The organism is Thioalkalivibrio sp. AKL8, assembly GCF_000380525.1.
GTDB lineage: Bacteria > Pseudomonadota > Gammaproteobacteria > Ectothiorhodospirales > Ectothiorhodospiraceae > Thioalkalivibrio > Thioalkalivibrio versutus.
This window is the reverse complement of sequence record NZ_AQYF01000002.1, coordinates 22,125-35,351: the sequence shown is the minus strand read 5'-3', so window position 1 is coordinate 35,351 and position 13,227 is coordinate 22,125. Positions and strand designations below refer to the sequence as shown.

At 67.9% G+C, this 13,227-nt stretch carries 13 protein-coding genes; 8 read left to right on the top strand and 5 right to left on the bottom strand.

The window, feature by feature from the left end; translation table 11 throughout:
• Positions 1-72: 72 nt before the first annotated feature.
• The gene (locus G335_RS0100750; RefSeq protein WP_018142132.1) at positions 73-1,119 is read right to left on the bottom strand and encodes a rod shape-determining protein; all 1,047 of its coding nucleotides are present in this window, start codon (positions 1,117-1,119) and stop codon (positions 73-75) included.
• A 141-nt stretch (positions 1,120-1,260) separates the two neighbouring features.
• Between G335_RS0100750 and gatC the strand changes: the two genes are divergently transcribed.
• From gatC to G335_RS0100725, 5 genes are all read left to right on the top strand, one after another.
• Positions 1,261-1,548, top strand: coding sequence for an Asp-tRNA(Asn)/Glu-tRNA(Gln) amidotransferase subunit GatC (gene gatC / locus G335_RS0100745; RefSeq protein WP_018169027.1), 288 nt, complete (start codon positions 1,261-1,263; stop codon positions 1,546-1,548).
• Between the two features lie 62 nt (positions 1,549-1,610).
• A complete protein-coding gene (gene gatA / locus G335_RS0100740) occupies positions 1,611-3,065 on the top strand; it encodes an Asp-tRNA(Asn)/Glu-tRNA(Gln) amidotransferase subunit GatA (RefSeq protein ID WP_018175611.1) in 1,455 nt (484 codons plus the stop codon).
• Between the two features lie 11 nt (positions 3,066-3,076).
• Entirely contained in the window at positions 3,077-4,510 is a 1,434-nt protein-coding gene (gene gatB, locus G335_RS0100735; protein WP_018169029.1) for an Asp-tRNA(Asn)/Glu-tRNA(Gln) amidotransferase subunit GatB, read from the top strand.
• Between the two features lie 30 nt (positions 4,511-4,540).
• Complete coding sequence (hslO, locus tag G335_RS0100730; RefSeq protein WP_018145251.1) at positions 4,541-5,437, top strand: Hsp33 family molecular chaperone HslO; 897 nt, start codon at positions 4,541-4,543, stop codon at positions 5,435-5,437.
• Positions 5,438-5,602: 165 nt separating this feature from the next.
• Positions 5,603-6,019: a hypothetical protein gene (locus G335_RS0100725; RefSeq protein WP_018145252.1), complete on the top strand. Its 417-nt coding sequence runs from the start codon at positions 5,603-5,605 to the stop codon at positions 6,017-6,019.
• 20 nt (positions 6,020-6,039) lie between these two features.
• Here the strand turns inward: G335_RS0100725 and G335_RS0100720 are convergent, their stop codons facing one another.
• Positions 6,040-6,795, bottom strand: coding sequence for a molybdopterin-synthase adenylyltransferase MoeB (locus tag G335_RS0100720; protein WP_018175610.1), 756 nt, complete (start codon positions 6,793-6,795; stop codon positions 6,040-6,042).
• Positions 6,796-6,964: 169 nt separating this feature from the next.
• On the opposite strand from G335_RS0100720, the gene G335_RS0100715 reads away from it, so the two are divergent.
• A complete protein-coding gene (locus G335_RS0100715; protein WP_018175609.1) occupies positions 6,965-7,315 on the top strand; it encodes a hypothetical protein in 351 nt (116 codons plus the stop codon).
• Between the two features lie 87 nt (positions 7,316-7,402).
• On the opposite strand, the gene prmC is transcribed toward G335_RS0100715, so the two are convergent.
• The 3 genes from prmC to hemA are packed head-to-tail and all read right to left on the bottom strand — an operon-like array spanning position 7,403 to position 10,637.
• Positions 7,403-8,257, bottom strand: coding sequence for a peptide chain release factor N(5)-glutamine methyltransferase (gene prmC, locus G335_RS0100710; protein ID WP_018175608.1), 855 nt, complete (start codon positions 8,255-8,257; stop codon positions 7,403-7,405).
• Entirely contained in the window at positions 8,257-9,342 is a 1,086-nt protein-coding gene (gene prfA, locus G335_RS0100705) for a peptide chain release factor 1 (protein ID WP_018175607.1), read from the bottom strand. Before prfA ends, prmC begins: the two co-directional genes overlap by 1 nt.
• Positions 9,339-10,637: a glutamyl-tRNA reductase gene (gene hemA / locus G335_RS0100700; RefSeq protein WP_018145259.1), complete on the bottom strand. Its 1,299-nt coding sequence runs from the start codon at positions 10,635-10,637 to the stop codon at positions 9,339-9,341. The genes prfA and hemA overlap by 4 nt, the downstream gene beginning before the upstream one ends.
• Before the next feature lie 170 nt (positions 10,638-10,807).
• Here hemA and G335_RS0100695 point away from each other — a divergent pair, with 170 nt between their 5' ends.
• Together G335_RS0100695 and lolB are read left to right on the top strand one after the other, a co-directional pair.
• Positions 10,808-12,553 (top strand): tetratricopeptide repeat protein, encoded by a 1,746-nt coding sequence (locus G335_RS0100695; protein ID WP_018175606.1) that lies wholly within the window; start codon positions 10,808-10,810, stop codon positions 12,551-12,553.
• On the top strand, positions 12,550-13,215 hold the full coding sequence (gene lolB / locus G335_RS0100690) for a lipoprotein insertase outer membrane protein LolB (protein WP_018175605.1): 666 nt from the start codon (positions 12,550-12,552) through the stop codon (positions 13,213-13,215). The genes G335_RS0100695 and lolB overlap by 4 nt, the downstream gene beginning before the upstream one ends.
• Positions 13,216-13,227: the final 12 nt, after the last annotated feature.

The following is a 13,227-nucleotide window of genomic DNA, read 5'->3' as shown; positions in this document are numbered from 1 at the left end:
CGACCTGTTGCGGCCCGGAGTGTAACCCGAACCAGACCCGCGCCGTGGCGACGCGGGCGGGGTGGTCCGGCCTTATTCCATTGCGAGGAAGTCGACCCGTTTCTCGTCGAGCATCTCCAGCACCCGGCCGCCGCCGCGGGCGACGCAGGTCAGCGGGTCGTCGGCGATGACCACCGGGATGCCGGTCTCTTCCATGATCAACCGGTCCAGCTGCTGCAGCAGGGCGGAGCCGCCGGTCAGCACAATGCCGCGCTCGGCGACGTCCGCGCCGAGTTCCGGCGGGGTCTGCTCCAGGGCGGTGCGTACGGCAGAGACGATGCCGTACAGCGGATCCTGCAAGGCTTCCAGGATCTCGTTCGAGTTCAGGGTGAACGAGCGCGGCACGCCCTCGGCCAGGTTGCGGCCCTTGACCTCGATCTCGAGCAGTTCCTTGCCCGGATAGGCCGAGCCGACGGTGTGCTTGATGCGTTCGGCGGTGGCCTCGCCGATCAGTACGCCGTAGTTACGGCGTACATAGGCCATGATGGCCTCGTCGAAGGTGTCGCCGCCGATGCGTACGGATTCGGAATAGACAATGCCGTTCATCGACAGCACCGCGACTTCGGAGGTCCCGCCGCCGATATCCAGCACCATGGAGCCGACCGCCTCGTCCAGCGGGATGCCGGCGCCGATGGCTGCGGCGACGGGCTCCTGCAGCAGATAGACCTTGCGCGCCCCGGCGCCGAAGGCGGATTCGCGGATCGCTCGGCGTTCCACCTGGGTGGCGCCGCAGGGCACGCAGACCAGCACGCGCGGGCTGGGGCGGAAGATCCGCCGCTCGTGCACCTTCTTGATGAAGTACTGCAGCATCTTCTCGGTCGTGGTGAAGTCGGCGATGACGCCATCCTTCATCGGGCGCACCGTCACCACGTGCTCCGGCGTGCGGCCGAGCATCTTCTTGGCCTCGATCCCTACGGCCTCGATGGAGCGCGGGCCGCCCGGGCCGCGGTCCTGACGAATCGCGACCACGGAGGGTTCGTTCAGGACAATGCCCTGGCCGCGCATATAGATGAGGGTGTTGGCGGTGCCGAGATCGATGGAGATGTCGTTGGAGAACAACCCCAGAAGGCGTTTGAACATGAAGAAGAAACCTGCTTGAGTGGGCGGGCGGGAAAGCCGTCGACTCTAGCAAGCGCCCGGGGTTTGGGCAACAACGGCTTTGTGGTAAGTTTGCGCTCCGTTTCGCCCAATGAATCCGAACGCTACAGGACCCACGCCGCCATGTCCGTCGATACCTCCGAAGTCCGGCGCATCGCCCATCTCTCCCGTCTGGCCATGAACGATGACCAGGCCCGGGATTTCGCGGGTGGGCTGAGCGACATCTTTGACTTTGTCGAACAACTGGATGGTGCGGCCATCGAGGGTGTCGAGCCGATGGCCCACCCGCTGGACGCCGAGCAGCGCCTGCGCCCGGATGCGGTGACCGAGCCGGATCGGCGCGAGGTCTTCCAGGCCATCGCCCCGGCTGTCGAGGGTGGCCTGTACCTGGTCCCGCGCGTGATCGAATGATCCGCGCGGTCGCCGTTCTGTTGAACCCGTCACGCTTCTAGCCAGCAAGAGTCCCCGAAACCATGGCCCAGGAAACCCTGTCCGGCTGGGTGCGCAAGCTCCAGGCCCGCGAGATCAGTTCGCGCGAATTGACCCAGCTGTATCTGGACCGGATCGAGCGTCTCGATCCGCAGTTGAACAGCTTCATCACCGTGACCGCCGAGCAGGCGCTGGCGCAGGCCGATGCCGCCGATGCGCGCCTGGCGAAGGGTGAAAAGACCCCGCTGCTGGGCGTGCCGGTCGCGCAGAAGGACATCTTCTGCACCGAGGGCGTGCGCACCTCCTGCGGCTCGCGCATGCTGGATCCGTTCGTCTCGCCCTACAACGCCACCGTCGTCGAGCGCATGAATGCCGCCGGCGCGGTGATGCTGGGCAAGACCAACATGGACGAATTCGCGATGGGCTCGTCCAACGAGACGAGTTTCTATGGTCCTGTTCGCAACCCCTGGGATACCGAACGCGTCCCGGGTGGTTCCTCCGGCGGCTCCGCCGCCGCGGTGGGGGCGCGCCTGGTGCCGGGTGCCACGGGCACCGACACCGGCGGTTCGATCCGCCAGCCGGCAGCATTCTGTGGCATCACCGGGCTCAAGCCGACCTACGGGCGCGTCTCGCGCTACGGCATGATCGCCTTCGCCTCCAGTCTCGACCAGGGTGGCCCGATGGCCGCGACCGCCGAGGACTGCGGGCGGATGCTGAACGCCATGGCCGGCTTCGACGAACGCGACTCCACCAGCGTCGAGCGCCCGGAAGAGGATTTCACCGCCGGACTGGAGCAGGACCTGAAGGGCCTGCGCATCGGCCTGCCGACGGAATTCTTCGGCGAGGCCGGTCTGGACGAGCGCGTGCGCGGCGTGATCGACGCCGCCATCGAGGTGCTCAAGGGCCGCGGCGCCGAGGTGCGCGAGGTCGGCCTGCCGAACAGCCACCTGTCGGTGCCGGCCTATTACGTGGTCGCCCCGGCCGAGTGCTCCTCCAACCTCGCGCGTTTTGACGGCGTGCGCTACGGCTACCGCTGCGAGAATCCCGAGGACCTGATGGACCTCTACACCCGCTCGCGCGGGGAGGGCTTTGGCGACGAAGTGAAGCGCCGCATCATGGTCGGCACCTACGTGCTGTCCGCCGGCTACTACGACGCCTACTACCTGAAGGCGCAGAAGGTCCGGCGCATCATCGCCGACGACTTCCGTCGCGCCTTCGAGGACGTCGACGTGCTGCTGGCGCCGACCACCCCGGAGCTGCCGTTCGCGCTGGGTGCCAAGGCCGACCCGGTCAGCATGTACCTGTCGGACATCTACACCATCGCCGCGAACCTCGCGGGGCTGCCGGCGATGTCGCTGCCGGGCGGGGAGATCGACGGCCTGCCGGTCGGGCTGCAATTGATCGGCAACTACTTTGACGAGGCGCGCCTGCTGGGCGTTGCTCACCAGTATCAGCAAGAGACCGACTGGCACGCCCGCGTGCCGGCGGCCTTCGCCTGAGGGCCCTGAACATGGAATGGGAAACCGTCATCGGGCTGGAGATTCACGCCCAGCTCAATACCGTCTCCAAGATCTTCTCCGGGGCGCCCACCGCCTACGGCGCCGAGCCCAACCGTCAGGCCTGCCCGGTGGATCTGGGCATGCCCGGCGTACTGCCGGTGCTGAACCAGGGCGCGGTGGAGCGGGCCGTGATGCTGGGGCTGGCGATCAATGCCGAGATCACCCCGCGCTCGGTGTTCGCGCGCAAGAACTACTTCTATCCGGACCTCCCCAAGGGCTACCAGATCTCGCAGTTCGAACTGCCGATCGTGGGCCTGGGGCATCTGGATATCGAACTGGAAGACGGCACCATCAAGCGCGTCGGGGTGACCCGCGCCCATCTCGAGGAGGACGCTGGCAAGAGCCTGCACGAGGGCTTCGAGGCGATGACCGGTATCGACCTCAACCGCGCCGGCACCCCGCTGATCGAGATCGTCTCCGAACCGGAGCTGCGCTCCGCGAAGGAGGCCGTTGCCTACATGAAGAAGATGCATTCGCTGGTGCGTTATCTGGATATCTGCGACGGCAACATGCAGGAAGGCAGCTTTCGCTGTGACGCCAACGTCTCGGTGCGGCCCAAGGGCCAGACCGAGTTCGGCACCCGCGCGGAGCTGAAGAACCTGAACTCCTTCCGCTTCGTCGAGCGCGCCATCAACTTCGAGGTCGAGCGTCAGATCGACCTGATCGAAGGCGGCGGTTCGGTGGTGCAGGAGACTCGCCTGTACGACCCGGATCGCGATGAGACGCGCTCCATGCGCAGCAAGGAAGAGGCAAACGACTACCGCTACTTCCCTGATCCGGACCTGCTGCCGCTGGTCGTGGACACCGCGTTCATCGACTCCGTGCGCGAGAAACTGCCCGAGCTGCCGGACGCCAAGCGGGCGCGCTTCGTCGAACAGTACGGCCTGTCCGACTACGACGCCGGCGTACTGACCGCTGCGCGCGACATGGGCGATTTCTACGAGGTCGTGGCTGCCGGTTGCGGCGCGCCCAAGCTGGCCGCCAACTGGGTGATGGGCGAGTTCTCCGCCGCGATGAACCGCTCCGAGGTCGAGCTGGCGGATGCCCCGGTCAATGCCGAGGGTCTGGCCGGCCTGCTCGCGCGCATCCAGGACGAGACCATCTCCGGCAAGATCGCCAAGGAAGTCTTCGAGGCGATGTGGAACGGCGAAGGCGACGCCGACGCCGTGATCGAGGCCAAGGGGCTCAAGCAGATCACCGATACCAGCGCGATCGACACCATCATCGACGAGGTGATGGCCAACAACCCGCAGCAGCTCGAGCAGTATCGCGGCGGCAAGGACAAGCTGTTCGGCTTCTTTGTCGGCCAGGTGATGAAGGCGACCCAGGGCAAGGCGAACCCGGCCCAGGTCAACGAGCGCCTCAAGGCCAAGCTGGACGGTTGATGCCGTTGCGTATTTCGGAGTCCTGCCACCATGCGTGAGACCGATACCCTCCACCGCTTCATGCTGGAGGAGGCCGGGGTGCGCGGCGAGTGGGTGCACCTGGACGCCTCCTGGCAGGCCCTGCTGGAGTTGCACGAGTACCCGCCCGTGGTGCGCGACTTGCTGGGCCAGGCCTATGCAGCCGTTGCCCTGACCGCCGCCACGCTCAAGTTCGACGGCTCGCTGATCCTGCAGATCACCGGCCCCGGGCCGGTGCACATGATCGTCGCCCAGGCCGATGGCCAGGGGCGGCTGCGTGGCCTGGCGCGCTTTCGCGAGACCCCGCCGGAGGGCGCGACACTGGCCGAATGCGCCGGCGAGGACGCACGGCTGATGCTGACGCTGGACCCGGGCGACGGCAGCGAGCGCTATCAGGGCGTCGTGGAGCTGGAGGGCGACTCGCTGGCGGAGGCGATGAACGTCTACTTCGAGCGCTCGGAACAGCTGCCGACCCGGTTGTGGCTGGCGAGCGGGGCGCAGTCCGCCGCCGGTCTGCTGTTGCAGGCGCTGCCGGCCGAGGGTGGCAATGCGGTGACGCGCGATTCGGAGGAGTGGAACCGCGCCACGATCCTGGCCGAGACCACCACCGCCGACGAGTTGCTGAAGCTGGACGCTGGTGCCCTGCTGGGCCGGCTGTTCGCCGAAGAGCGGGTGCGCTTGTTCGACGGCACGCCGGTGACTTTCCACTGCCCCTGCTCGCGCGAGCGCATCGCCGAAACCCTGCGCAGTCTGGGGCGTGACGAGATTCGCAGCATCATCGAGGAGCAGGGCGCGGTGGAGGTGACCTGCGAGTTCTGCAACGCGCATTACCACTTCGATCCGGTCGACGCCGAGGCCCTTTGTGCGCCCGAGGTTGCCCAGCCGCCGATCCCGGACACCCGCCAGTAGACAGGGCTTTCCGGGGTGCCCCCGATCCCGAAGCCTTTCCCGGACTCCCCTCGTTAGCCTGTCGTGACCTTCGGCAACTCTGCCGCAGGGACCCGTGGTCCCCATCGTCCCCCGGCCTTGCTATAGAACAGACTGACCTTGCAGCAGTCTGCAGACGAGGGCGCGATGTATTCCCGGCACACCGAAATCCCGACCCTGGATGTCCGCCCCGGCTGGCTGGTGGAGGCGCGCTATTTCAACCAGGTGCGTCGCGCCCTGGCTCGGCTGGGACCGGAGATCCGCCTGTCCCCGTCGGGGCTCAAACAACTGGACCTGATCCTCCAGCGCGATGCCTGGATCGTCGTGGACCGGGTGCTGAACGATATGCCCGTGGTTGCCTGGACGGCCTTCCATTCCCGTGGTCGGCGCAGCCTGCATCGCCCGGTGGCCTGCGAGCTGTTGCTGTTCCATGCCATGGCCAGCATGGTGATGAACCGCACGCTGTCTGCGATGGAGGCGGAGCTGAACGCGGCGATTTCCGAGGTCGCTCCACCATCATCACCCGGCAAGGTCCTGCCCTTTCATCCCCGCTCCTGCGCCTGATTCGCGCGTATCCGTTCGCTTCAGGCCGGGGCGTGGCGGTGGCTACATGCCGGGCAGGCGGGGTCGCGGCGCAGCCGGATCTCGCGGAACTGCATGGCGAGCCCGTCGAGGATTAGCAGCCGGCCGCTCAGGATCGGCAGCCCCATGAGCAGCTTCAGGGCCTCGGTCGCCTGCAGGCTGCCGACCACACCGGGCAGGCTGGCCAGCACGCCGTTGGCGGCGCAGGTGTCCTCGTCGCCGCCCCCCTCGCCGTACAGGCAGTGGTAGCAGGCCGCCTCCGGATCGCGGTAGTCGAAGGTGGTCAGTTGTCCCTCGAAGCGGATTACCGCCCCGGAGACCAGCGGCGTGCCGGCCGCCAGTGCGGCGCGGCTGATGGCCCCGCGCGCGGCGAAGTTGTCCGTCCCGTCCAGTACGACGTTGGCGCTGGCGAACAGCCGGGTCATCGCCGCGTCACCCAGGCGCTCGGCGCGCGTCTCTACCTGACAGCGGGGGTTCATGGCCGCCACGCGATCGGCGGCCGAGGCCACCTTGTCGCGGCCGATGTCCGCATCGGTATGCAGGATCTGGCGCTGCAGGTTGGTCACATCCACATGATCCGGGTCGACGAGCGTCAGCCGGCCCACCCCGGCTGCGGCCAGGTAGGCCGCCACCGGTGAGCCCAGCCCGCCGAGCCCCATGATCACTGCATGCGCCTGCTGCAGGGATTCCTGCCCTTCGATGCCCACGCCGGGGAGCATGATCTGGCGGCTGTAGCGCAGGAGTTGGTCGTCATCCATGGGGCAATCTCCGGGGTAAGGCCGAAATTGTAACCGGCGTCACGCTCGTGGACGGGCTCAGTTAGGAACCGTTCAGGAACGCTGCATACGCTTGATCCTGGCAATCCTGCCACAACCCCGGGCCGTCGATTCTCTCTCAAGGCGGCCGGGATGGAAGGAGGGATCCATCATGAAACGACTCGCCATTCTGGCGCCGGCCGCGCTGCTGGCATTCGCCCTGTCCGCCCCGACGCATGCGGCCCATCCGGTCGCGGCGGCGGGTGCCTCGACCTTCGATGCGGGTGCCCTGCAGCACGTGCGTCACGGCCATTCGAGCGGGCACAAGGACTACCGTGGCCATCCCGGCGCGCGGGGGCACAAGCAGGCGAAGCGTGCGAAGAGTCGTGGGCGTGGCCATCAAAAGCAGTCACGTGGTCACGAGCATCATCACTATCACTACTACGACCATCGTTCGAGCCGCTACCGCCACCGGTCTTCCCCCGCCGGTTCGGTCAACCTGCACCTGCGTCTGCCGTTCTGACCCGAGAGCGACTGTCACACGCTGGGCCCCGGCCATCTGGCCGGGGCCTTTTTTGTGGTCGGGGCATGCTCGTCACGTTGACGTCGTTTAGTGTCTCCCCAGGCTGGTCCGTTCGTGGCCGGCGGGATCCTTCTGGGTGTGGACGTCCCGATAGCCTGCCTGCTGCAGCCGTTGTCGAACGCGTTCGCCCTGGTCGAAGCCGTGTTCCAGGAGCAGCCAGCCGCCGGGCTTCAGGTGGGGGCGGGCGTTGTCGATCACCCGGTGCAGGTCGGCGAGGCCGTGTTCCGCCGCAGCCAGGGCGGTGCGTGGCTCGAAGCGCAGGTCGCCGCGCGTCAGGTGCGGGTCGTCCGGGTCGATGTAGGGCGGGTTGCAGGTGATGACGTCGAAGTGCAGCTGCGGGGTCAGTGCGTCGAGCCAGTCGCCCTGCCAGAGCTGAACCGGGAGCCCCAGCGCGTGCGCATTGGTCTGCGCCTGCTGCAGTGCACCCTCGCTGCGGTCGCTGGCAAAGGCCTGAATGTCCGGGCGTTCGCTTTTTAGCGCCAGGATGATGGTGCCGGGGCCGGTGCCCAGATCGAGTACGCGGGGTGCGTCGGTGTCCAACTCGTCGATCACGGCCAGCGCCTGTTCCACCAGCAGCTCGGTCTCGGGGCGTGGGATCAGGCAGGCGGGGGAGACGCCCAGCTCCAGCGTCCAGAAGGCGCGGCGCCCCAGGATGTGCGCCATGGGCTCGCCGGCGCAGCGGCGCTGGCAAAGCGTTTCGGCGTGGGCGGCCTGTGCGGTACTGGCGGGGTTGTTACCGCGCGCGATCAGCTGGGCGGTGTCGCGGCCGGTGGTGGCACTCAGGATCATGCGCGCCTCCAGCCCCGGGCTCTCGACGCCCGCCTGCTGAAGGCGGGTGCGCAGGCCCTGCAACAGGGTATCCAGCGTGGGTGGGGCCTCCATTACGCCTCCGCGAGGGTGGCGAGCTGCTCGGCCTGGTATTCGTGGATCAGCGGGTCGATGACCGGGTCGAGGTCACCGGCCATCACCTGTTCCAGCTTGTACAGGGTCAGGTTGATGCGATGGTCGGTCACCCGGCCCTGCGGGAAGTTGTAGGTGCGGATGCGCTCGGAGCGGTCGCCGCTGCCGACCAGACCCTTGCGTTCGGCGCTCTGCGCGGCCGCCTGGGCCTCGCGCTCGGTCTCGAAGATGCGCGCCGCCAGGTAGGTGAGCGCCTTGGCCCGGTTCTTGTGTTGCGAGCGTTCTTCCTGGCACTCGACCACGATGCCGGTGGGCAGGTGGGTCAGGCGCACGGCGGAGTCGGTCTTGTTGATGTGCTGTCCGCCGGCGCCGGAGGCGCGGAAGGTGTCCACACGCAGGTCGGTCGGGTTGATCTCCGGCATCTCGACCTCCTCCAGTTCCGGCAGGATGGCGACCGTTGCGGCGGAGGTATGGATGCGGCCCTGGGATTCGGTCTCGGGGACGCGCTGCACGCGATGAGCGCCGGATTCGAACTTGAGCCGGGAGTAGGCGCCTTGCCCTGCCAGGCGCGCGATGACCTCGCGGTAGCCGCCGTGCTCGCCCTCGCTGGCGCTGAGGATCTCCAGCTTCCAGCGCTGGTTTTCGGCGTAGCGGGTGTACATGCGTAGCAGGTCGCCGGCGAAGATCGCGGCCTCGTCACCGCCGGTCCCGGCGCGGATCTCCAGGAACACGTTGGCGTTGTCGTGCGGGTCGCTCGGGATCAGGTGGCGGTAAAGCTCCGCCTCCAGCGCCTCGGTCTGTTCGGTCAGGGATTCGATCTCGGCCTCGGCCATGGCGCGCAGATCGGCGTCGTCGTCCTCGAGCATCGCGCGCGCCTCCTCCAGCGCCGCGTGGTTGTCGTGCCAGGCCTTCCAGGCCTCGGCCACCGGTTCCAGCTGGCTGTATTCCTGTGACAGGCGGCGCAGCTGGTCCGGGTCCTCGGCGGCGTCGGGGGTGGCCAGCAGCTGCGCGATCTCGGCGTGGCGTTCGGTCAGGCCCTCGAGCTTGGTGCGGAACGAGGTCTTCACGAACGGGCGCCGGAGTCGGAATCGTCGCCGGGGTCGTCTTCCGGGGCGGGCAGCTGGAACAGCCGATGCGCGGCCTCCAGCAGGCGGGCATCGCCCTCGTGCGCGGCGGTGTTCAGCGACTTGCAGGGGGCATGCATCAGCTTGTTGGTCAGGTTGTGCGCCAGCAGCTGCATCGCCTCCTCGGGCGACTTGCCGGCGCGCAGCATGGCTTCGGCCTTGGCCAGCGCCTCGGCCTTCACGCTGTCGGCGCGCTGGCGCAGCTGGCGGATGCTGTCCACCGAGTCGCGGGCACGCAGCCAGCGCATGAACTCGCCGGCGCGCTGGGTGATGATCTCTTCGGCCTGTTCGGCAGCGGCCTGGCGCGAGGCCATGTTCTCGTCGATGACCTCCTGCAGGTCGTCCACGGTGTAGAGGTAGACGTCCTCGAGCTGGCCGACCTCGGGCTCAATGTCGCGCGGCACGGCGATGTCCACCATGAACATCGGTTTGTGCCGGCGCTTGCGCAGCGCGCGTTCCACCGCACCCTTGCCCAGGATCGGCAAGGGTGCGGCGGTGGAGGAGATGACGATGTCGGCATCGGCCATGCGATCGGGGAGCTGGTCGAGGCTGATGGCCTCGGCATCGAAGCGTCCGGCCACCGCGCGGGCGCGCTCCACCGTGCGGTTGGCGACGATGACGTTGCCGATGCCGCCCCCGGAGAGATGCTGCAGGGCCAGTTCGATGGTCTCGCCGGCGCCGATCACCAGGGCGGTCAGCGGCTTCAGGTCGCCGAAGATCTGGCGTGCCAGTGACACCGCAGCGAAGGCGACCGAGACCGCGCTCTGGCCGATGGCGGTCTGGGTGCGCACGTCCTTGGCGGTGGCGAAGGCATGCTGGAACAGACGCTCCAGCGAGCGCCCGAGCGTACCGGCGTTGTGGGCGTGCTGGTAGGCGGTCTTCATCTGCCCCAGGATCTGCGGCTCGCCGAGGACCATGGAATCCAGCCCGCTGGCCACGCGCAGAGTGTGACGCACGGCCGAGCCATCGTGGTGCAGGTAGAGGTAGGGTTTCAGTTCGTCGCGGTCGATGCCGTGGTAGCCGCCGATCCAGTCGATGACGCGCTGCTCGCTTTGCTGATCGTCCTCGCGGAAGTACACCTCGGTGCGGTTGCAGGTGGACAGGATCGCGGTTTCCGGCAATAGCACGCCGGAACGCAGCGAGTGCAGGGCCTCGCCGAGTTCGTGCTCGTTGACGGAGAGCCGTTCGCGAATGGCGACCGGAGCCGTCTTGTGATTGATCCCGAGAGTGAACAGCATGCTGGCGCGTATTGTGCCGGAAAACGCGGGCGCGTGGCCGAATTTCCCGATAGTGTACTGTGCTGTACGGTTAGCAGGAGGTGGCGCGCGCCGGCCGGACGTCTCCGTATACCCGTTGTGTGGAACCCGAGCTGTGGAACCCTGGGGGCCGCTGCCCCGTCCCATCCGATATGGCCGCAATGATCCCGATTGGACACAACATGATTCGAAGCCTGCTCGCGCTCACCGCCGTGTTCTCCCTGGTGGGTTGTGCGCATACCCCGCTGGACGCCTCCGAACCGCCGGAGTCGGATCGCCCCGAGGTGCTGCCCTTGATGCAGACCCAGGATCCGGAGGCTGTGCTGATGTTCAGCGTCCTGGCCGCCGAGATCGCGGTGCGCTCCGGCGAGCATGCCGAGGCGGCGCGCTATTACGGAGCCGCGGCGTTGCTGAGCGACGATCCGGCCATCGCCGAGCGTGCCACCCGGATCGCCTTGTTCGCGCGCGAGCCGGAACACGCACAGCGTTCGGCCGACCGTTGGCTGCGTCTGGCCCCCGAGAGCACCGATGCCAGCCAGGTTTCGACGGTCCTGCGGATCAACGCCGGTGATGCCGGGCAGGCGGCCGAACAGCTGGATTCGCTGATGAATCGCGTCGTGGTGCAGGGCGGCGACCCCTACGCGACCCTGGGTGGTGTGATTGGTCAGGCTCAGGACCAGCAGGCGGCTATGGAGACCATGCACCTGCTGGCCGAGCGCCGCCGCGACGACGTGGGCGTGCATCGCGTGCAGGCCGAGGCCGCGCTGCGCTTTGGCGAGCCAGGTGAGGAGGTGCTTGCGGTGACCGAGCGGGCCGCCGAGCGCTTCCCGGAATCGGTCCAGCTGCGTTTGCTGCATGCACGGGCCCAGAGCGAGGCCGGGCATGACGATGCGGCGGTCGAGACCCTGCGCGCGACCGTGGAGGCGCACCCGGACAGTCGCGAGGCCCGTCTGGGATACGCGCGGGTCCTGACCGAGATGGAGGATGACGTCTTCGCCCGCGAGGAGATGGACCGCCTGGTGGAGATGGCGCCGGAGGATGCCCAGCTCCTGTTGGCGCTTGCCCTGATGAACCTGGAGGCGGAGCAACTGGGCCCCGCGCGGGATTACCTCGAACGCCTGGATGCCATGGGTGAGCGCGAGAACGACGTCGCGTACTACCTGGGGCGCTTGCACGAGATGGCCGACGAGCCGGAGGCCGCCCTGGGCGCCTACGCCCGCGTGGAGGCAGGCGACCATGCCGAGGATGCCCGCCTGCGCAGCGCGCGCCTGACGCTCAAACACGACGGGGCCGAGGCCGCTCGTGACCTTTTCGACCCCATGCAGCAGGGCGTGGATGAGGATCTGGCCCGGCGCGCCTATTTGGCCGAGGCGAACGCCCTGCGCGAGCTGGGCGAGTATGCCGAGGCCCGCAGCCGGTTGAACCGCGGCCTGGTGCAGTTTCCGGGCAGTACGCAGCTGCTGTACCTGCGCGGGCTGGTCCACGAGCGCGAGGACGACATTACAGCGGCCGAGGCCGATTTCCGCGCGATCCTCGAGTCCGATCCGGAGAATATCGCCGCGCTGAACGCCCTGGGTTACACCCTGGCGGACCGAACCGATCGCTATGACGAGGCCTACGAATTGATCCTGCGCGCCTATGAGCGCGAGCCGGATGACGCCGCGATCATCGACAGCTATGGCTGGGTCCTGTACCGCCTGGGCCGTCTCGAAGAGGCCGAGACCCAGCTGCGGCGTGCCTACTCGCTGTCGGACGACGGCGAGATCGCCAGCAACCTGGCGGTGGTGTTGTGGGAGCGTGGCGAGCGTGAAGAAGCCCGGGAGGTCCTCGAGGCCGCGCTGGAACGCGAGCCCGGGCATGAGCGCCTGCAGCGCGTGCGCAACGATCTGATCGAATGAACGGGCACGGGACGACGCGACCGCCGCGACGGATCCGGGGCGCGGGGTGGCTGGCCGGGCTGGTGGGTGGCTGGGGGCTGTTGCTCGCGGGCTGTGCTGCCCCTCTGCCCGAGGCGGACACCTCGCCAGCGGCCGAGGCGGCCTTCGAGGAGCGCACCGAGCAGCTGGTGGCGCTGGACAGCTGGCGGCTGGTGGCGCGTCTGGGTCTGGCCTCCGGGGAGGAATACTGGTCGGCCCAGCTCAACTGGCGGGTGCAGGAAGGTCAGCATGTGCTGGACCTGTCCGGCCCGATGGGGCGCGGCGGCGGTCGTCTGACGCTCTCGGATAACGGGCGCGCGCTGCTGGTCACGCGGTCCGGCGAGCGCTTCCAGGCGCAGGACCCGGATACCCTGGTGGCCCGGGTGCTGGGCGAATCCATCCCGGTCAGCGGGATGATCTACTGGGTGCGTGGCCTGCTGCACCCGGAAGCCTCCTACCAGCTGGATATCGATGCGGACGGCCGTCCCCTGGAGATTTTGCAGTCCGGCTGGGCCATCGAATACACCGAATTCGAGGAGGTTGACGGCGTTTCGATGCCGGTTGCCATGGTCCTCGAACGCGAGGAGGTCGAGTTGCGCGCGCGCATCGGCCGGTGGCAGCTAGGGCCGGACGAGACGTGGTGAGTGCGGCGACGG

Excerpts from the sequence above, each read along its gene's own strand:
- G335_RS0100750 (WP_018142132.1), bottom strand. The coding sequence starts at position 1,119 with ATGTTCAAACGCCTTCTGGGGTTGTTCTCCAACGACATCTCCATCGAT.
- gatC (WP_018169027.1), top strand. The coding sequence starts at position 1,261 with ATGTCCGTCGATACCTCCGAAGTCCGGCGCATCGCCCATCTCTCCCGT.
- gatA (WP_018175611.1), top strand. The coding sequence starts at position 1,611 with ATGGCCCAGGAAACCCTGTCCGGCTGGGTGCGCAAGCTCCAGGCCCGC.
- gatB (WP_018169029.1), top strand. The coding sequence starts at position 3,077 with ATGGAATGGGAAACCGTCATCGGGCTGGAGATTCACGCCCAGCTCAAT.
- hslO (WP_018145251.1), top strand. The coding sequence starts at position 4,541 with ATGCGTGAGACCGATACCCTCCACCGCTTCATGCTGGAGGAGGCCGGG.
- G335_RS0100725 (WP_018145252.1), top strand. The coding sequence starts at position 5,603 with ATGTATTCCCGGCACACCGAAATCCCGACCCTGGATGTCCGCCCCGGC.
- G335_RS0100720 (WP_018175610.1), bottom strand. The coding sequence starts at position 6,795 with ATGGATGACGACCAACTCCTGCGCTACAGCCGCCAGATCATGCTCCCC.
- G335_RS0100715 (WP_018175609.1), top strand. The coding sequence starts at position 6,965 with ATGAAACGACTCGCCATTCTGGCGCCGGCCGCGCTGCTGGCATTCGCC.
- prmC (WP_018175608.1), bottom strand. The coding sequence starts at position 8,257 with ATGGAGGCCCCACCCACGCTGGATACCCTGTTGCAGGGCCTGCGCACC.
- hemA (WP_018145259.1), bottom strand. The coding sequence starts at position 10,637 with ATGCTGTTCACTCTCGGGATCAATCACAAGACGGCTCCGGTCGCCATT.
- G335_RS0100695 (WP_018175606.1), top strand. The coding sequence starts at position 10,808 with ATGGCCGCAATGATCCCGATTGGACACAACATGATTCGAAGCCTGCTC.
- lolB (WP_018175605.1), top strand. The coding sequence starts at position 12,550 with ATGAACGGGCACGGGACGACGCGACCGCCGCGACGGATCCGGGGCGCG.